The sequence below is a fragment of the Variovorax sp. CAN15 genome, assembly GCF_030462475.1.
Classification (GTDB): domain Bacteria; phylum Pseudomonadota; class Gammaproteobacteria; order Burkholderiales; family Burkholderiaceae_C; genus Variovorax.
In genome coordinates, this window is record NZ_JASMRZ010000022.1 from 1 (window position 1) to 17,647 (window position 17,647).

21 protein-coding genes are annotated in these 17,647 nt (G+C 68.5%); 8 read left to right on the top strand and 13 right to left on the bottom strand.

Going from position 1 to position 17,647, the window contains the following annotated elements; all coding sequences use genetic code 11:
• Positions 1–205 precede the first annotated feature (205 nt).
• Positions 206–634 (top strand): CBS domain-containing protein, encoded by a 429-nt coding sequence (locus tag QMO14_RS15825; RefSeq protein WP_301508243.1) that lies wholly within the window; start codon positions 206–208, stop codon positions 632–634.
• A 118-nt stretch (positions 635–752) separates the two neighbouring features.
• A complete protein-coding gene (locus QMO14_RS15830) occupies positions 753–1,112 on the top strand; it encodes an HPF/RaiA family ribosome-associated protein (protein ID WP_301508245.1) in 360 nt (119 codons plus the stop codon).
• On the opposite strand, the gene QMO14_RS15835 is transcribed toward QMO14_RS15830, so the two are convergent.
• The 6 genes from QMO14_RS15835 to QMO14_RS15860 all read right to left on the bottom strand — a co-directional run bounded on the left by QMO14_RS15835 (position 1,099) and on the right by QMO14_RS15860 (position 5,869).
• Positions 1,099–1,554 (bottom strand): MerR family transcriptional regulator, encoded by a 456-nt coding sequence (locus QMO14_RS15835; protein ID WP_301508247.1) that lies wholly within the window; start codon positions 1,552–1,554, stop codon positions 1,099–1,101. The two genes, QMO14_RS15830 and QMO14_RS15835, sit on opposite strands and share 14 nt — an antisense overlap.
• The gene (locus QMO14_RS15840) at positions 1,544–1,963 is read right to left on the bottom strand and encodes a nuclear transport factor 2 family protein (protein WP_301508249.1); all 420 of its coding nucleotides are present in this window, start codon (positions 1,961–1,963) and stop codon (positions 1,544–1,546) included. The genes QMO14_RS15835 and QMO14_RS15840 overlap by 11 nt, the downstream gene beginning before the upstream one ends.
• A 102-nt stretch (positions 1,964–2,065) precedes the next feature.
• Positions 2,066–3,004, bottom strand: a complete 939-nt coding sequence (locus tag QMO14_RS15845; RefSeq protein ID WP_301508250.1) for an SDR family NAD(P)-dependent oxidoreductase — start codon at positions 3,002–3,004, stop codon at positions 2,066–2,068.
• Positions 3,005–3,158: 154 nt separating this feature from the next.
• Positions 3,159–4,718 carry a glutamate--cysteine ligase gene (gene gshA, locus QMO14_RS15850; RefSeq protein WP_301508251.1) on the bottom strand — a complete coding sequence of 520 codons (1,560 nt, stop codon included), beginning with the start codon at positions 4,716–4,718 and terminating at the stop codon, positions 3,159–3,161.
• A gap of 137 nt (positions 4,719–4,855) precedes the next feature.
• On the bottom strand, positions 4,856–5,173 hold the full coding sequence (locus QMO14_RS15855; protein WP_301508252.1) for a putative quinol monooxygenase: 318 nt from the start codon (positions 5,171–5,173) through the stop codon (positions 4,856–4,858).
• 33 nt (positions 5,174–5,206) lie between these two features.
• Positions 5,207–5,869 carry an alpha/beta hydrolase gene (locus QMO14_RS15860; protein ID WP_301508253.1) on the bottom strand — a complete coding sequence of 221 codons (663 nt, stop codon included), beginning with the start codon at positions 5,867–5,869 and terminating at the stop codon, positions 5,207–5,209.
• A 324-nt stretch (positions 5,870–6,193) separates the two neighbouring features.
• On the opposite strand from QMO14_RS15860, the gene QMO14_RS15865 reads away from it, so the two are divergent.
• Positions 6,194–6,667, top strand: coding sequence for a Fur family transcriptional regulator (locus QMO14_RS15865; protein ID WP_301508254.1), 474 nt, complete (start codon positions 6,194–6,196; stop codon positions 6,665–6,667).
• Positions 6,668–6,781: 114 nt separating this feature from the next.
• Here the strand turns inward: QMO14_RS15865 and zigA are convergent, their stop codons facing one another.
• Complete coding sequence (gene zigA / locus QMO14_RS15870; RefSeq protein WP_301508256.1) at positions 6,782–7,975, bottom strand: zinc metallochaperone GTPase ZigA; 1,194 nt, start codon at positions 7,973–7,975, stop codon at positions 6,782–6,784.
• Positions 7,976–8,076: 101 nt separating this feature from the next.
• Here zigA and QMO14_RS15875 point away from each other — a divergent pair, with 101 nt between their 5' ends.
• Positions 8,077–8,670: a GNAT family N-acetyltransferase gene (locus tag QMO14_RS15875; protein ID WP_301508258.1), complete on the top strand. Its 594-nt coding sequence runs from the start codon at positions 8,077–8,079 to the stop codon at positions 8,668–8,670.
• Positions 8,671–8,673: 3 nt separating this feature from the next.
• On the opposite strand, the gene QMO14_RS15880 is transcribed toward QMO14_RS15875, so the two are convergent.
• Positions 8,674–9,576: an SDR family NAD(P)-dependent oxidoreductase gene (locus QMO14_RS15880; RefSeq protein WP_301508259.1), complete on the bottom strand. Its 903-nt coding sequence runs from the start codon at positions 9,574–9,576 to the stop codon at positions 8,674–8,676.
• 57 nt (positions 9,577–9,633) lie between these two features.
• Positions 9,634–10,503 (bottom strand): AraC family transcriptional regulator, encoded by an 870-nt coding sequence (locus tag QMO14_RS15885; RefSeq protein ID WP_301508260.1) that lies wholly within the window; start codon positions 10,501–10,503, stop codon positions 9,634–9,636.
• A gap of 71 nt (positions 10,504–10,574) precedes the next feature.
• Between QMO14_RS15885 and QMO14_RS15890 the strand changes: the two genes are divergently transcribed.
• Entirely contained in the window at positions 10,575–11,231 is a 657-nt protein-coding gene (locus QMO14_RS15890) for a glutathione S-transferase (protein WP_301508261.1), read from the top strand.
• Here QMO14_RS15890 and QMO14_RS15895 read toward each other — a convergent pair.
• On the bottom strand, positions 11,228–12,130 hold the full coding sequence (locus tag QMO14_RS15895; protein WP_301508262.1) for a LysR family transcriptional regulator: 903 nt from the start codon (positions 12,128–12,130) through the stop codon (positions 11,228–11,230). The two genes, QMO14_RS15890 and QMO14_RS15895, sit on opposite strands and share 4 nt — an antisense overlap.
• A gap of 131 nt (positions 12,131–12,261) precedes the next feature.
• Between QMO14_RS15895 and QMO14_RS15900 the strand changes: the two genes are divergently transcribed.
• Together QMO14_RS15900 and QMO14_RS15905 are read left to right on the top strand one after the other, a co-directional pair.
• A complete protein-coding gene (locus QMO14_RS15900; RefSeq protein WP_301508263.1) occupies positions 12,262–13,593 on the top strand; it encodes an MFS transporter in 1,332 nt (443 codons plus the stop codon).
• 44 nt (positions 13,594–13,637) lie between these two features.
• Positions 13,638–14,741, top strand: coding sequence for a M14 family metallopeptidase (locus QMO14_RS15905; RefSeq protein WP_301508264.1), 1,104 nt, complete (start codon positions 13,638–13,640; stop codon positions 14,739–14,741).
• Between the two features lie 3 nt (positions 14,742–14,744).
• Here QMO14_RS15905 and QMO14_RS15910 read toward each other — a convergent pair whose 3' ends face one another.
• The 3 genes from QMO14_RS15910 to QMO14_RS15920 form a co-directional block, all read right to left on the bottom strand.
• A complete protein-coding gene (locus QMO14_RS15910) occupies positions 14,745–15,545 on the bottom strand; it encodes an enoyl-CoA hydratase/isomerase family protein (RefSeq protein WP_301508265.1) in 801 nt (266 codons plus the stop codon).
• A gap of 18 nt (positions 15,546–15,563) precedes the next feature.
• Positions 15,564–15,986, bottom strand: coding sequence for a hypothetical protein (locus tag QMO14_RS15915; RefSeq protein ID WP_301508266.1), 423 nt, complete (start codon positions 15,984–15,986; stop codon positions 15,564–15,566).
• Between the two features lie 75 nt (positions 15,987–16,061).
• The gene (locus QMO14_RS15920) at positions 16,062–16,334 is read right to left on the bottom strand and encodes a DUF2164 domain-containing protein (protein ID WP_301508268.1); all 273 of its coding nucleotides are present in this window, start codon (positions 16,332–16,334) and stop codon (positions 16,062–16,064) included.
• A 93-nt stretch (positions 16,335–16,427) separates the two neighbouring features.
• Here QMO14_RS15920 and QMO14_RS15925 point away from each other — a divergent pair, with 93 nt between their 5' ends.
• Positions 16,428–17,624, top strand: coding sequence for a YncE family protein (locus QMO14_RS15925; RefSeq protein ID WP_301508269.1), 1,197 nt, complete (start codon positions 16,428–16,430; stop codon positions 17,622–17,624).
• Positions 17,625–17,647: the final 23 nt, after the last annotated feature.

The window sequence follows — 17,647 nt, forward strand, 5'->3', positions numbered from 1 at the left end:
ACCTTCTCGGCATAGGCCAGCATCGCGTCGAGCGTGGCGTGCACTTCGCGCAGCCTTGAGTTCTCGCGCATTGCGCGTGCCTTGCACACACGCGCAATCCCCTAGAGGTTTTTGCGCCGCGCGGTCTTGCATCACCCCTATGATTTGACCGAATGCGGCGCCTGAGCGTCGGTCGAATCGAAAACCCTTCATGGAGTTGCACGCGATGAAACCCGTCTCCGAACTGCTCAAGCGCCATGATTCCGCGGCATGGCGAACTTCCCCCGACACCAGCGTGTTCGACGCGCTCTCCATCCTGGCGCGCTTCGAGGTGGGCGCGCTGATGGTGATGGACGGCGACAGGCTGGTGGGTTTTCTCTCCGAGCGCGACTACACCCGCAAGGTCGCGCTGCAGGGCAAGAACTCCAAGGAAATGAAGGTGCGCGAGATCATGACGCCCGACGTGATGACCGTCACCCCGCAGACCCGCACCCGCGCCTGCATGGCGCTCATGAGCCAGCGCAAGTTCCGCCACCTGCCGGTGGTCGACGGCGACAAGGTGGTCGGCATGATCTCCATCCAGGACCTGATGGACGACATCATCTCGGACCAGGAAGCCACCATCGAGCAGCTGACCACCTACATCCAGAGCTGACCGCGTCCGCGCCATCGGCGACCCTGCCCGTCGCGCGGGTAGGAACCAGACCTACGGCCCGCCCGGCACCGCACGGTGCACAGTGGGCTTTCGTTCATCCATCCAGCGGGGATATTGCATGCAGATACAGGTCAACACGAGCAACGGCATCAGCAACAAGGACGCGCTGGAGCGCTGGGCCGACGCGGAGATCAAGCAGAACCTGAGCCGTTTCGTCGACGACGTGACGCGCGTCGAGATACACCTGAGCGACGAGAACCACGACAAGGCCGGCGGCGGCGACAAGTGCTGCGTGATGGAGGCGCGCCTGGCGCACCACCAGCCGCTGGCGGTGACGCAGCACGCGGCCAGCCTCGACGAGGCATTCCGGGGCGCGTCCGACAAGCTCAAGCGCCTGATCGAGAACACGCTGGGGCGGCTTCACAACCACCGGGACAGGGGTTCGATCCGCACCGACCCGAATTTCATCGCCGAGTAGCGCCTCTCTTGCGCTTCCCGGGCGAGGCCGAAGCCTCCGCGGCGATGAGCGGCGGGCGATGCCCGCTGGCCATCCACTCGTCGTAGAAGTCGATCTTGCGCTCGACCAGCGACAGCGCCCTCTTCCATTCGGAGATCGTCTCGTTCACGCGCTCGCGGTGCGCGGCGAGCATGTCGCGCCGCTCGCGCAGCGTGGTCTTGCCCTGCAGCGCCAGCGCGGTGTATTCGCGCATCTCGGCAATCGACATGCCGGTGCGGCGCAGCCGCTCCATCAGGTCGAGCCAGCCGACGTGCAACTCGACGTAAAGGCGCCGGCCGCCCTCGTCGCGCACCACACCGGGCACGAGGCCCTGCGTCTCGTACCAGCGGATGGCGTGCACCGTGCGGCCGGTGCGCGCGGCCAGCTCGCCGATGTGGAAGGGTGTTCCTCTTTCAGCCGGCATGGACGACGGCCGGAGGCTGCAGCGCCTCCTGCACCAGCGCGGTGTCGAAGTATTCGGTCAGCTCTTTCACCTTGCCTCCTTCGAGTCGGTAGACGTAGCAATAGCGGTTGTTGTAGCGCTTGCCGGCCTTGGTGGGCACGTCGCCGCTGAAGAGCACCACCACCCGGTCGCCCTCGGCGATGACTCGCTCGGTCTTGCTCCTGTAGGGCGCGGCGAACTGGGCGAAGAGCGGGTCCAGCAGCTCCTCTCGGATCGCCTTCTTGCCCTGGTAGGTGCGCGACCACGCGGTGCTGCCTTCGAGCTTCCAGCTCGCGTCGTCGGCGAGGCTCTCGACGAAGGGCTGGCCGTTGCCCTTGTCGAGCTCGTCGTGGATGTGCTGGACGATGGCCTTGTTCTCGATCGTGTTCATGGCTTGGTTTCCTTTGGTTGAATGCACCGGATGCCCGGTGGATTCATTGGAAATGCTCGAGTGCGCTCCAGGTCAAGCGCGCCATGAACACGTCGGCGGTGATCAGCCCCGCCTGGCGTTCGCCATGCCCTTGGCGACTTCGTTGGCGCCCTGGGCCGCACCGCTTTGCGGCACCGCCTCGCCTTCGCGGTCGGTCACTTCCGACAGGCGCGCCGCCAGCTGCTCGGGCGTGTCGGCCTCGATGCCCAGCCAGGCGCCCTGCGTCAGCGTGATGTGCGCGGCTTCGAAAGTGCCGGCGCCCGCGCAGAGGATGGTGCGGTTGGGCGCATCCTGCGCGGCCAGCACCAGCATCGCGGGCACCACGGCCTCGGGGCGGAAGGCCTCGAGCATTTCCTTGGGAAACAGGTCCTCGGTCATGCGGGTGGCGGCCGTGGGCGCCAGGCAGTTCACGCGAATGTCGTTCTTCGCGCCCTCGATGCTCAGCGTCTGCATCAGGCCCACCAGCGCGAGCTTGGCCGCGCCGTAGTTGCTCTGGCCGAAGTTGCCGTACAGGCCCGACGAAGAAGTGGTCATCACGATGCGGCCGTACTTCTGCTCGTTCATGAGCGCCCAGACGGCCTTGGTGCAGTTCACCGCGCCCATCAGGTGCACGTCGACCACCAGCCTGAAGTCGGCCAGGTCCATCTTGGCGAAGCTCTTGTCGCGCAGGATGCCGGCGTTGTTCACGAGGATGTCGACGCGGCCCCAGGCATCGACCGCCTGCTTGACCATGGCCTGCACTGCCTCGAAGTCGGTGACCGAGGCGCCGTTGGCAATCGCCTCGCCGCCGGCCGCCTTGATCTCGTCGACCACCGCCTGCGCGGCGCTCACCGAGCCGCCGGAGCCGTCGCGCGCGCCGCCCAGGTCGTTGACCACCACCTTCGCACCGCGCGCGGCCAGCGCCAGCGCATGCTGGCGGCCCAGGCCGCCGCCCGCGCCGGTCACGATGGCCACGCGGCCCTTGAAGTCGAGGTTGCTGCTGTTGCTGCTGCCGTTGCTCATGTCTCTGTGTCGCCTTCCATGGGAGTTGCCGTTGTTCGGTGCCGCGCCGGGCTTGCCTTGCCTTGCCCGGGCGGCAGCGTGGCGTTTTACCCCAGAAAGCGGCCGCGGGGCAGCTTCGGCGCGGCGAGCCCAGTCGCCAGCGTGTCAGCGGCGTTCAGGCGGCGACTGCCGTACGGCTGCGCGGCACGCCCAGGCGCGCGGGCGAGACGTACTGCTCGCGGTAGATCTCGAAGGGCATGGTGTCGGCCGCCTCGATGCGCTTCTGTTCCTGGATGGACTCGGCCGTCATCTGCTCGAACTCGGCCTGCTGCGCCGCCGAGAACGGCAGGCCCAGCAGCGTGGCGCGGGTCTGCTCGGAGCGGGCGCGCACGAAGCCGACGAAGGAGTTGGCATGCTCCTGCTCGATGGCCGCCAGCACGCGGGCCGAGGGCAGGCTGTCGGGGTTGCGCAGCGCAGCGCCGGCGGCACGCACCGCGTCGGCATGCGCTGTGCCGCTGCCCTGCGCCGCGTCGAGCGCGGCGGCGATGGGCAGGCACTGCTCGACCAGCTCCAGGCCCCAGTCGGCGAGCGTGACTTCGGCGCCGTTGCGCCGCAGCTTCAGGCCCGGTTCGCGGCCACGCGCGGCGGTGAGGTGCTGGTTCTGAGCAAGGTCGGCGATTTCCTGCGGTGTGTCGTCGGGGCTGTCGCTCAGCAGGCAGTGCAGCAGGAACACGTCGATGAAGCGCATGGTCTGCGCGTTGATGCCGATGGTCTCGAAGGGATCGAGGTCCATCAGGCGCACTTCGACGTATTCCACGCCGCGCTCGCGCAGCGCATGCAGCGGGCGCTCGCCGGGGTTGATGACGCGCTTGGGGCGGATGGTGCCGTAGAACTCGTTCTCGATCTGCAGCAGGCTGGTGCCGAGCTGGTTGTAGTCGCCGCCGAGATTGCGGATGCCGATGGCCTCGTAGGCCGGCCACGGGCGGGTGAGCGCGTCCTGCAGCGAGGCGCCGTAGCCTTCGAGGCTGTTGTAACTCACGGCCAGCGAGGCCTGCGCGTCGCTCTGGTAGCCCAGCCGGCCCATGCGCAGCGAGGTGCCGTGCGGCATGAACATGCTGCCGTCGCCCAGCGGCTGCAGCTCGTGCGGGCGGCCCGCCACGAAGCTCGAACACAGCGCCGGCGAGGCGCCGAACAGGTACAGCAGCAGGAAAGCCTGGCGACGGAAGTTGCGGATGAGCGCGAAATACTGTTCGCTCGAAACGTCGGGCAGCGACCAGTTGTAGTGGATGCCCGAGATGGTCTGCATGCGCCGGCCGTAGCGGTGGCTCAGGCCCATGCGGTAGACGCTCTTGGCGCGGCCCACGTTCGACGAGCCATAGCGGCCGATCGGAATGGTCTCGTCGGTCGGCAGGCCGCAGGGCATGCTCGACACCCACAGGCGCTCGTCGCCCAGTCCGTCGAGCACGCGGTAGGTGAACTGGTGCACCCGCGTGAGTTCTTCGATGGCCGAATCGACGTCCGCGTGCACGCCCGTGATGAGTTCGAGCTGCGATTCGCTGAAGTCGGTCGTGATGTGCGGATGCGTGAGCGCGGAGCCCAGTGCGAGCGGATGCGGCGTCAGCGCAAGCTTGCCGTCCGGCAGCGCACGCAGGCTTTCCTTCTCGATACCGCGTCGCATGCCCTTCAGTCGTGCGGCTGAAAGTGCACCCAACCTCTCCTGCAATCTGTTGCTCATATTGTTATGACCCATCAATCTTCTGAGGGGCTGGAAGGTAGCACGGGCAAGCGGGCACTGCTTGTGCAGGGAATCCCGGGGCTGGCTACCCTGTTGTGCGCTATGTTTTTGATAGCTGCCAGCGTTCCGGGCGCGATTCAGGCCTTGGAACGGCCCGCCGACAGGTCAATCTCTTCCGACCGGTAGACATGGATCTCCGGCGTGCCCTCCGCCATGGCCGAGAGCGCCTTGGCGAAGGCGCGCGATGCGTCCACGCGGAAGTGGGCCTGCAGCGCGTCCATGTCGCTCCAGCGCTCCACGAAGGTCAGGCGCAGCGGCTCCTGCACGTCGGTCGTGACTTCATGCGAGATGCAGCCGGGCTCGGCGCGCGAGCGCAGCACGTGCTCGGTGCTGATGGCGAGCATGGCCTGCAGGGTGTCGGGCTTGGCCAATGCGTGGCCGATGACGAGGATCATTTTTCGGCTCCTTCGTGCGAGCGTTGATCAGATTCAGCCGAGCACCCGCAGCAGGAAGCGGTTCAGGTCGGCGACTTCTTCCATGCACACCGAGTGCGCCATGGCGTATTCGTGCCATTCGACGGCGTAGCCCAGCGCGGAGAGCGCCTCGCGCGTGCGCACGGCTGCCGCGTAGGGCACCACCGGGTCCTGCCGGCCGTGGGCGAGGAACACCGGCGTCTCGTGGTTGGCCGCGTGGCGCTCGGCCGCGGTGGTGGCCGCGATCGGCAGGTAGCCCGAGAGGCCGACGATGCCGGCGAGCCGCTCGGTGTGGCGCAGTCCGGTCATCAGCGCCATCGCGCAGCCTTGGGAGAAGCCGGCCACCACGATGCGATCCGCAGCGATGCCACGGGCCTTCTCGCTGGCGATGATGGCCTCGATGGTCGCCTGCGAGCGGCGCAGGCCCGCTTCGTCCTCTCCCGAGGTCAGATCGGGCTGGGCGATGTCGTACCAGGCCGGCATCTGGTAGCCGCCGTTGATGGTCACCGGCATGACGGGCGCGTTGGGGAACACGAAGCGCACCGGCCCCACGGCCGAGAGGTCGAGTTCGCCGGCAATGGGCACGAAGTCGTTGCCGTCGGCACCGAGGCCGTGCATCAGGACCACCGTGGCGGTGGGGTTGGGGGCGGTTTCGATCTCGATGGGGGGACGGGACATGGTCGGGCGAAGGTATTCAGGAACGCGGATGCCCGGACCTTAGCGCATCCCGGCGCCGCCCGAGCCGCGGAAACGGCCGGTAGACCGACTTGCACAAGGTTTCGATGTAAAGCCCCGCCGTTACTTCCTTCGGCGGAACCTGGACAGGTCCGGCTATTCGGCCCTGATGCCCACGGCCTTCACGATCTGCGCATAGCGCTCCCGTCGACCGCCAGGATGCCGGCCGCGCCCACCGGTTGCGCAACACAGCCGGGCAGGTCATTTCCGCCGCCCTACCCTCGCCGCCCCGGGATGCAACACAATGGCGTTTCGCAAGAAGACCGCATGAAGACCCCGACCTCGCACCCGAAGCCCCCGCGCGCCGCCCCGTTCGACAGCGAAACGCTGCTGCGCGACAGCGGCCTGCGCGTGACGCGCGCCGCCCAGACCGTGCTCGAACTCCTGGAGCACAGCTCGCAGCCCCTGACGCACGAGGAAGTGGCTGCTGCCTACACCGCCGCCACCGGCGAGGCGCCCGACCGGGTCACGGTCTACCGCGTGCTCGACCGGCTGGTCGAGGCCGGCCTGTGCGACCGCCGCGTGGGCGCCGACCGGGTCAACCGCTTCTCGCGCCATGTGGAAGCCGAGTCGGGCAACACCTTCGAATGCGACCAGTGCCACAAGGTGCTGGCCCTGCCCTCCGACCCGGAGCTGCCGAAAGTGATGGGCCGGCTGGGGCGGGCGCTGCGCAAGCAGGGCATCGATACGCGCCACACGGCATTGACCCTCCACGGCACCTGCGGCGATTGCGCAAGATAAAGGCAAACCCCCAGGCTGCGCGCACTTCGTGTCGCTTCGCCAACCCCCTTGCAGGGGGCAATGCCTGCGGCCCGGCAAAGCCGGTTCCGCGGCATTTCCCGCGCAGACATCAGTTCACTGGTTCCAAGAGGGAAATGGGTCCGGGAAGTTCTGCCACCACGAGGCGCCGAAGCGCATCTCGTCCTCCGTGAGCAGGCAGGCGTCGAGCCGGGCGCGCAGCGCGTCTTCGTCCATGCCGATGCCGATCAGCACCAGCTCCTGGCGGGCATCGCCAGTGGCCGGGTCCCAGTTCCTGTGGATGAGTTCCAGCGCATCAGGGTCGGTCGGCCAGTGCTCGCGCGGCACCGCCGCCCACCAGAAACCCGCCGCGCCGTAGCGGCACGCGCCGCCGGCCTGCGACCACGAGCCCGCGCGCGTGGCGCGGCTGGCGAGCCAGAAGAAGCCCTTGGAGCGCACCACGCCCTCCCATTCGCTCTGCACCAGCTTCCAGAAACGCATCGGGTGGAACGGCAGCCGCGAGCGGTAGACGAAGCTGCGGATGCCGTACTCCTCGCTCTCCGGCACATGCTCGCCGCGCAGCTCGGCCAGCCAGCCGGGCGCCTGCTCGGCCTGCTCGAAGTCGAAGAGGCCGGTGTCGAGCACGCGGTCGAGCGCGACGCGGCCGAACTCCGACACCTCGATGCGCGCACGCGGGTTCAGGCTGCGCAATATCGCCATCAGCCGCTCGCGCTCCTCGGGCGTGACGAGGTCGGTCTTGTTGACCACCAGCACGTCGCAGAACTCGATCTGCTCGATCAGCAGGTCGACCACCGTGCGCGTGTCCTCGTCGCCCAGCGACTGCCCGCGCTGGCCCAGGCTGTCGGGCGAGCCGTAGTCGCGCAGGAAGTTGAAGGCGTCGACCACCGTCACCATGGTGTCGAGCCGCGCCACGTCCGAGAGGCTCTTGCCGTCCTCGCCCGCGAAGGTGAAGGTCTCGGCCACCGGCAGGGGCTCGGAGATGCCGGTGGACTCGATCACCAGCTGGTCGAAGCGCTTTTCCTTCGCCAGGCGCCGCACCTCCACCAGCAGGTCCTCGCGCAGGGTGCAGCAGATGCAGCCGTTGCTCATCTCCACCAGCTTCTCGTCGGTGCGCGAGAGCTCAGCGCCGCCGTCGCGCACCAGGGCCGCGTCGATGTTGACTTCGCTCATGTCGTTGACGATGACGGCGACGCGCCGGCCTTCGCGGTTGTGGAGGATGTGGTTCAGCAGCGTGGTCTTGCCGGCGCCGAGGAAGCCGGAGAGCACGGTGACAGGAAGGCGGTCGGCCATGGGAGTTGGCTCCATATATGCAACAGGATTGCATTATATGAATCCAATGCAACTGCGTTGCGTTTTATGCCGTGCCGGAGCCTTCGCCTACCATCGGCGCCATGACCGAAGTTTCCGCCCTGCCCCTGCAACTCGTCTGGCCCTCTCGGGAACATCTCCCCAGCTACATCGCGGCACTGGAGCGCGGCTGGTCGCCCAACAACCTCCGCCCCGAAGCCGGGCAGGAAGAACTGGCGCAGATCCGCATCGACCCCGCGCGCTTTCTCGCCAGCCTCGTCGACCCGCAAGCCAAGGGCCCGCCCGTCGCGCCGCCCGACGGCGGCACCGTGCCGCGCCTGCCGGGCTACCGGCGCTGGATGTGGGACGGCGAGTTCTGCGGCAGCATCCAGCTGCGCTGGCAGCCCGGCACCAACGACCTGCCCGTCTACTGCCTCGGCCACATCGGCTATGGCGTGGTGCCTTGGAAAGGTGGCCGGGGCTACGCCAAGGCCGCACTGCGCGCCCTGCTGCCCGAGGCGCGCGCCAGAGGCCTCGACCACGTGGAGATCACTACCGACCCGGGCAACATCGCCTCGCAACAGGTGATCCGCGCCAACGGCGGCGTGCTGGTGGAGGAGTTCGTCAAGCTGCCCGGGCTCGGCGGCACGCCGGAGCTGCGCTTCCGCATCGACGTGCGGGGTCTCGACGCCCGGTAACGGCTACATCTCGAAGGCCGCGACCTGACGGCCGTCGATGTCGGTGAAGCCGTATTCGCGCGCGAGGTCGGCCACCCGCAGCACCTCGCCGCTCTTGTCCATCACGCGCGCATCGGCAGCGAGCGCCGCTATCGCCCGCCCGAGGTAGCGCGGCGACTCGGTACGCGCAAGCTCGGGACGTTCCCGCCAGTGCGCCTCGTCGGTCTTGTGGCCGGCCAGTACGAACTCGGTGCGCATCCAGCCGGGCGACACCGCCACCGAGGCGACGCCGTGCGGCTTCAGCTCCTGCGCCATGCCGAAGGCCAGCCGCGTCATCGATGCCTTGGCGAGGTCGTAGAAGAGATTGCCGCGCAGATAGTGGCCTCGGTCCCAGAAGGTGGTGGTGGCGACCAGCCCCTTCTTCTGCCGCACCATCAGCGGCGCGGCGCAGCGGCTGGCCAGCAGGTGGTTGCGCACGCCGCGGTCGAACATCGAGTCCCAGTTCGACAGCGGATGCTCCCAGAACGGCGCCTCGAACACGCCGGTGAAGGTCTCGTGGCCGCCCCAGGCGTTGTTCACCAGCAGGTCGATGCGGCCGGCGTCGCGCTCCACGCGGGCGAAGAGCGCGGCCACGTCTTGCTCGCTGGTGTGGTCGCAGCGCACCGCGATGCCGCGCCCGCCCAGGCGCGTGACCTCGTCGGCGGTATCGTCGATGCTGCCCGGCAACGCGGCCAGGTCCGACAGGGCCATCAGCTGGCCGTAGGTGGCGGCAGGCTGCGCGCGCGTGCTGCGGCCGGTGACGTACACGGTGGCGCCGGCCGCGCCCAGCTCCACCGCAATGCCGCGCCCCGCGCCACGGCTCGCGCCGGTCACGACCGCCACGCAACCCTTCAGCGGATGGGCGGTCCTGTTTTCCTCGTTGTTCATCCTGATGGCTCCTTCGATCCGTTCTTTGCCTGAGAGAGCCGGCAAGATAGCCAGCGTTCAGCCCGGCGTCTTGGAAGAAACCGAAACCGCCCGGTCGAGGAATTCGGCGGGCGTGACGCCGCACAGCGCGCGGAACTCGTTGACCAGATGCGACTGGTCGTAGAAGCCCCCCTCCAGCGCCACCTCGGCCCAGGCCGGCGAGGGTTGCTGCCGCAGCGCGCGCAGGCAGCCGTGCATGCGCGCGAGCCGGCTCCAGGCGCGCGGTGAAAGCCCGACATGGACATGGAAGAGCTGCTGCAGCCGCCGTTCGCCGACGCCGACGGCGGCCGCCACCTCGCGCAGCGGGCGCCGCCCGTCCGATCCGGCGATGAGCCTCGCGGCATGTATCGCGATAGCGTTGCCGGCGTTGTCGCTGTCGCGAAGCCTGCGCTGCAGCACGGCCTGCAGCATCGCCACCCGCGCCGCGTCGTCCGGCGCTTCGGTCATTCGCTCGAGCAGCTCCATGCCTTCGCCGCGCCACAGCGCATCGAGGTGCACCGCAGTGCCGCCGATCTCGCCGGCCGGCAGACCCAGCAGCGCGGCTGCGGCACCGGGGCGCAAGGTGACGGACAGCCCCTCCACCTTGCGCCGCATGCGCACCACGACCGGCGCGGTCGATGCGCCGATGGCTTCCAGCGCCTGCCCTTGCTCGTCGCCGACGCAGGGCGCATCGCCGAAGTTGAAGACCAGCCGCACGGCGCCATCGGGCAGCACCCGTTCGCGCATCTCGTGGCCGTCGGCGAAGCTCTCGCGGTACAGCATGATGTGGGAGACATGCCCACGCAGCGCGGCATCGACCGCGAATGCGCTCAGCGTGCCGGCGGGCACGCCCGATTCCGGCCCGTGCAGCGGGTCGTCGTCGAGCCGGAGGAAGAGGCGTTCGCCCATGGGTCCCGATTGTCTGGAAAAAACCGGCCGTGGCATGTCCGAAAATCGGCCGCTTCGCCTGTCCGAATCGAATGCCTTCCGCCCTGCCTGTTCTCTACTCGTTCCGCCGCTGCCCTTACGCGATGCGCGCCCGCCTCGCGCTGGTCGCCAGTGGCCAGCAGTGCGAGCTGCGCGAGGTGGCGCTGAAGAACAAGCCGGCCGACATGCTCACGGCCTCGCCCAAGGGCACGGTGCCGGTGCTGGTCGCGGAAGACGGTACGGTGCTGGAACAGAGCATCGACGTGATGCTGTGGGCGCTGCGCCGCAGCGATCCGCAGGGCTGGCTCCAGCCCTCGACGGGCACGCTGCAGGACATGCTCGGGCTGGTCGCTGCCTGCGACGACGGCTTCAAGCCCCTGCTCGACCGCTACAAGTACCCCGACCGTCATTCGGACGGCGGCGAACCCGCGCGCGAGCGTGGCGCTGCCTTCCTGCGCGATCTGGAGGCCCGGCTGTCGGCCTCGCCGCAACTGGCCGGCAACCACGCGACGCTGGCCGACGCCGCCCTCATGCCCTTCGTGCGCCAGTTCGCCATGGTCGACACGGCATGGTTCGACGCACAGCCCTGGCCGCATCTGCAAGCCTGGCTCCGGAACTGGACCGCCTCTGAGCTCTTCGAGCGCGCCATGCACAAGTACGAGCCATGGAAGCCGGGCGAGGCCGGCGTGGACTTCCCTCCTGCACGCTAGGCAGCCACTGCCGCCGCCGAGGCCCGCTGGATGCATTCGACGAAGTGCTGCGCGGCCGGCGTCAGCAACTGCCCTCGCCGCTTGATGACGCTCACGCTGAGCATCGGCAGCTCTTCCTCGATCTCCACGCGGCGGATGCCGTGGCGCTTGAAGGTCAGCGTGGCCAGCGGCTCGACGAACAGGCCGACCAGGTCCATCTGCCCCACCAGCGCCAGCGCCACGGTGACCGACTGCCCCTGGATCACCCGGGCCGGCGGCGGCAGCCCCAGCGGCAGCAGCGGCGAGACGGCCTCGCGGCCGCTGAAGTGGTCGTCGCCCGGCAGGATCCACTCGGCCTTGTAGAGGTCGCGGATCGAGCGGCTCGCGCGCAGCGGGTGGCGCTCTCGCAGGCCCACCACCAGCTTCACCGGAAAGAGCTCCATCGCCTCGAACTGCGGATCGAGCCGGCCCGGCACCACGTGCGCCACCGCGAAGTCGAGCGAGCCTTCGCGCAGGCGCGCCAGCATCCAGGGCAGCACGGTTTCGCTGAACTGCACGTCGACGGCAGGCAGCCGCGCATGGAAGTCCTTGAAGGCCACCGGCAGCACCGTGAGCGCGAAGGAGGTGCTGACGGCCAGCGAAACCTTGCCGGTGAGCCCGTCGCGGATCTGCGCGATCTCGTCGCGGGCGCGCTGCATGTCGGCCAGCAGCAGCCGGGCGCGCGGCGCGAAGGCCTTGCCGAACTCGGTGAGCTGCACGCCCTTGACGCTGCGCTCCACCAGCGGCGCGCCGACCTCGCGCTCCAGCTCGCGCACGATCTTGGTGACGGCCGGCTGCGAGATGCCCAGCACCCGCGCGGCGGCCCGGATGCTCAACTGCTCGACCACGGCCACGAAGGCATGCAGCTGGTTGGGTTTCATGAAAACCAAAAGTTATCTTCGAAGCCCAATTATTGTCTTTTCATGACAGCGGCGAATCTCTAGCATCCGGCGCGGCCAGGGCGCAGACCTTCGACCGACATTCCTGAAAGCAAAGCCAACACTGGAGACACATGAGCACCCCAAGCACCCGGCCCGCGCCGTCCTCCTCTTCTCCCGGGCGCCGCCGCCAGACCATCGTGGCCACCACCATCGGCAACGGGCTGGAGTTCTTCGACTTCACCGTCTACGGCTTCCTGGCGCTCGTGATCGGCAAGCTGTTCTTCCCGACCTTCAATTCCTACGGCCAGCTGCTGCTGACGGTGGCCAGCTTCGGCGTGGGCTTCATCATGCGGCCGCTGGGCGGCATCGTCATCGGCGCGTATGCCGACCGCGCGGGCCGCAAGAAGGCCATGACGCTCACCATCTTCCTGATGGCGCTGGGCTGCGCCATGATCGCCTTCACGCCCACCTATGCGGCCATCGGCGTGGCGGCCCCCATCGTCATCGTGCTGGCGCGGCTCATCCAGGGCTTCTCGGCCGGCGGCGAGGTCGGCGCATCGACCACGCTGCTGGTGGAGCACGCCACGCCGGCCAACCGCGGCTACATGGCGAGCTGGCAGTTCGCGAGCCAGGGCCTGGGCGTGATGCTCGGCGCCGTCGTGGTGGGCCTGCTGACCTTCACGCTGTCGGCCGAATCGATGCAGAGCTGGGGCTGGCGCATTCCCTTCGTCATCGGCATGCTGATCGCGCCGGTGGGCATGTACATCCGCCGCCATCTGGAGGAGTCGCTGCACATCTCGCCGCAGGAGGCCTCCGCGCCGCGCGAAAGCAGCCTGAAGACCGTCTGCACGCAGCACGGCAAGACGGTGCTGGCGGCCATTCTTTCGCTGGTCGGCGGCACCACGGCCGCATATGTCGTGACCTTCTACATGCCGACGTACGCCGTGCGCGAGCTGGGCTTCACGCCCTCGGTGGCGCTCTTCGGCGCGGCGCTCACCGGCCTGATCTCCTTCGCCTTCGCGCCCTTCGTCGGCAAGCTGTCGGACGTGGTGGGCCGCAAGACGCTGATCGTCTGGAGCCGCGTGGCGCTCGCCCTGCTGATCTACCCCGGCTTTCTGTGGCTCAACGCCTCGCCCACGCCCACGGTGCTGTTCGTGGTGCTCGGCGTGTTCAGCTTCGGCCTGGTCGTCCAGACGGTGCCCGGCATCACGATGCTGCCCGAGATGTTCCCGAAGGCGGTGCGCGCCAGCGGCATGTCGCTGGTGTACAGCGTGGGCGTGGCGCTCTTCGGCGGCTTCGCGCCCTTCATCAGCACCTGGCTGCTCAACGCCACGGGCAGCAAGCTCGCGCCGGCCTGGTACCTGGTGGCGATGACGGTGGTCTCGCTGCTGGGCCTGCTCTGGCTGCGCGACCATACGGGCCGCGACATCGACGCCGCCGGTGCCCACGCGGCATCGGCCTGAGCGACGGCCTTCCTCACCATTCCAAGCACAGGAGTCCCCACCCCATGCAAGCACAACCCACCGCCGCCACGCGCTTCTTCTCCGGGACGTATGTCGAGGCCCGCGCCAAATTCCTGGAGGCCGCCGCGCAGCGCGGTGCCGCCGTCGAATCCTTCGTGATGGAGGCGCACAGGGGCGCGCTCGGCGAAGAGCTGGCCACCGACGTCGCGCTCGTCGGCGCCATCGACGCGAAGAAAGTGCTGCTCGTGAGCTCGGGCACGCACGGCCCCGAAGGCTTCTGCGGCTCGGGCACGCAGATCGCCACGCTCAACGACGCGGACCTGCTCTCGCGGCTGGAGCAGGCCGGCGTCTCGCTGCTGCTGGTGCACGCGGTCAACCCGCACGGCTTTTCGCACCTGCACCGCACGAACGAAGACAACATCGACCTGAACCGCAACCACATCGACTTCAGCGCGCCGCTGCCGGTGAATGCCGAGTACGCCGACGTCGAGCCGCTGGTGCTGCCCGCCACCTGGCCGCCGACGCCCGCCGACGAGGCGGCCGTGGCCGCCTACGTGGCGAAGCACGGCATGCGCGCCTTCCGCGCCGCCGTGACGCGCGGCCAGTACACCTCGCCCGACGGCCTGTTCTACGGCGGCACCGCGCCTTCGTGGAGCAACAAGACCATCCGCAAGATCCTGCGCAAGTACGCCGCCTCGGCCACGCACCTGGGCTGGATCGACGTGCACACCGGCCTGGGCCCCTACGGCCACGGCGAGAAGATCTACCCCGGCCGCAACACGCCCGAAGACCTGGCGCGGGCCCACGAATGGTGGGGCGCCGACGTGTTCGCGCCCTTCGCCGGCGACTCTGCCTCGGCCGACGTGTCGGGCCCGGTGATCTCCACCGCGTACGACGAATGCCCCAACGCGAAGATCGCGCCCATGGGCCTCGAATTCGGCACCCTGCCCGACCTGGAAGTGCTCGACCGCCTGCGCGCCGACACCTGGCTGCGCCGCCACCCCGAAGCGCCGGAAGCGCAGAAGCGCGAGATCCGCACGCGGCTGCGCGACGGCTTCTATTGCGACAACGACGAGTGGAAGGGGATGATCCTCGGGCAGACGCGGGTGGTGCTGCTGCAGACGCTGCAGGGGTTGAAAGCGAGCTGACCCTCAGCCGAAGTTGGGCGCGCGCTTCTCGCGCAGCGACGCGACGCCCTCGCGCACATCGGCTCCCGCGAAGCCCATGAATTCGAGCGCCAAAGAAGCGTCGAAGGTCGGGCCGGCCTGCCGCAGCCAGTTGTTCAGCGCGTACTTGGTGAAGCGGATCGCGCTCTGGCTGCCGGCCGCGAGCCGGTCGGCCACCTCGTAGGCGCGCGGCAGCAGCTCGGCCTCTTCCACCGCGAGCGACACGAGGCCGATGCGTTCGGCCTCCTCGCCGCTCACCGGCTCGCACAGCAGCAGGTGGTACTTGGCCTTGGCCATGCCGCACAGGAGCGGCCAGACGATGGCCGCGTGGTCGCCGGCCGCCACGCCCAGGCGGGTGTGGCCGTCGACGATCTTCGCGTTCTTCGTGGCGATGGAGATGTCGGCCAGCAGTCCGGCCACCAGGCCCGCGCCCACCGCCGGACCGTGCATGGCGCTCACGATGGGCTTGTCGCAGTTGATGATGTTGTAGACGAGGTCGCGCGCCTCGCGCCACACGCGCTGGCGCACCGCGTCGTCGGTGGTCATGTCCTGCACCATGGCCAGGTCGCCTCCGCCCGAGAAGCCCTGCCCTTCGCCTCGCAGCACCGCGCAGCGCACGCTGTCGTCGGCCGATACGTCGCGCCAGATCTCCGCGAGCTCGCGATGCCCGTCATGGCCCGCCGTGGGCAGCTTGCCGTTGGCCGCCAGCATCCGGATGTCGAGCACCGCGCCGTTCGCGCCGCGGCGCTCGATGGCGAGGGTCTTGTAGCGGGCGGCGTAGTCCATCGCGGGTGTCTCCTTCAGCTATTTTTTCGCGGCCAGCTCGCGGCAGCGCTGCACGTTCGCGTCGAAGCGCGAGGCCAGCCCGGGCTCGCACTCGTCGGACGGCGCGAGCCGGCACATGCCGACCACAGCGTAGTCCATCACCGCCGCCGTGCACATCGGGTACGCGGCCAGCTCGGGATTGGCCTTGCTCTTGAAGCCCCAGCGCTCCGCGAACTGAACCGTGCGGACCATCGCGCCGTGGAAAAAACTGCGGTCCTTCGCGGCGATGGCCGCCTCCATGCGAGGCAGCTCCTCGTTCAGGTAGCCGACCGAGTCGAGCGGAAAGCCCGACGGGTCCTGCTGTGCGGTGGCGAAGGAAGCGGCGAGCACGAGGGGCAAGGCCGCCAAGGCGCGCAGAACGGGGGAAGCTGCGCGGCGTCGGGAGGTGCGGTTGAAGGGCATGGGCTCGAATTCTGCAACGTTTTGAAGCATTTCTGAACCCGCCGCGATGCGTGGGCGCTACGCCGTCCGACTTTGCTAGCGGCCCTTCTTCTGCTTGTCGAATTTGCGCCAGTACTGGAACTCGTCCTCGTGCACCTCCAGGTCGATTTCGGAGATGCGCGCCTGCAGCCGCTCCTGCACCTCGGCCACCGCCCGGTTGTAGACCAGCGGCCCGATCTCCTCGAGGAAGAAGCCCAGCAACGCGCCGGCCGCGATGTTGCCGATGGGCTCCTCCATGTTCTCGCGGAAGTAGCGCTCGATGGAGGTGACGGCCTGCTGGCGGGCTTCTTTCGGGATCTCGATGGTCATGGGCTGTTCCGGCGGTTGGATCGACCGGCCGATTGTGCCGGCCGCCCCTTCGCTACCATGCGCGCTCACAACAACACACACCGGAGACACACCATGAAGTTCCGCCTTGCTCCCGTCGCGGCGCTCGCGGCCGCTGCCCTTGCGCTCGTCTCGGGCTGCGCGAACCTCACCCCCACCGTGCCCCAACGCCAGCTGATGCTGGTCGCCAACGACGAAAAACAGTCGTGGAACGATGCCGGCGCGGTGATCCTCGGGCCGATGGGCCGCGACACGGTGCAGGTACTGGACATCGGCACCGATCCGCTGGCGCCCAAGGTGCTCGGCACGCTGCAGCTGGACAACACCATCGCCGGCCCGCCGACCAATCTCGCGATCACGCCCGGCGAAACGCTGGCGCTGGTCGCCAATTCGCTCAACGTGGTCGAGGAGAACGGCGTACGCAAGCAGGTGCCCGACAACCGGCTCTTCGTGATCGACCTGACCACCACGCCGCCCAAGCTGCTCGACACGCTGCAGGTGGGCAAGCAGCCCTCGGGCCTGTCGATCAACCGCACTGGCGACCTCGCGCTGGTGGCCAACCGCGCCGACAACTCGGTGAGCGTGCTGCGCATCTCGGGCAAGAAGGTCACGCTGGTCGACACCGTGGCCATGGGCGACTCGGTGGCGCACGTGCGCTTCACGCCCGACGGCAAGCGCGCGCTGGCGGCCAAGTTCCCGAGCCACAAGATCGCGCTGCTCGAGGTGAACGGCGAGAAAGTCAGCTACAGCAAGGTCGACCTCGCAGCGGGCCTGTGGCCCTACAACGTCGACGTGACGCCCGATGGCAAGCTCGCGCTCACGGCCGACAACGGCAACTCGGGCGCCTCCGACGGCCAGGTCGACACGGTCAGCGTGATCGACATGGAAGCCGCGCCGCCGCGCGTGATCGACAAGGTGGTGGTCGGCGACGGCCCCGAGGGACTGGCCGTGAGCCCGACCGGCAAGCATGCGGTGGCGGTGATCCTGCGTGGCAGCAACGCGGCGAAGAACGCCTACTTCTACAACCGCAACGGCTCGGTGGTGCTGCTGAAGATCGACGGCAAGAAGATCACTCGGGCCAACGAGGTGGTGGTGCGCGGGCTGCCGGAGGGGGCGGTGTGGAGTGCCGATGGGAAGTACCTGTACGTGGGCAACTTCATCGACCGGGACATCACGATCCTGCGGCTCGACGGCGACACGCTGGTGCCAACCGGCAAATCGTTCCAGCTGCAGGGCCATCCGGCCGCGATGCGCGGGAAAATGACGCACTGACAGATCAGCATTTCCCCGAAAGA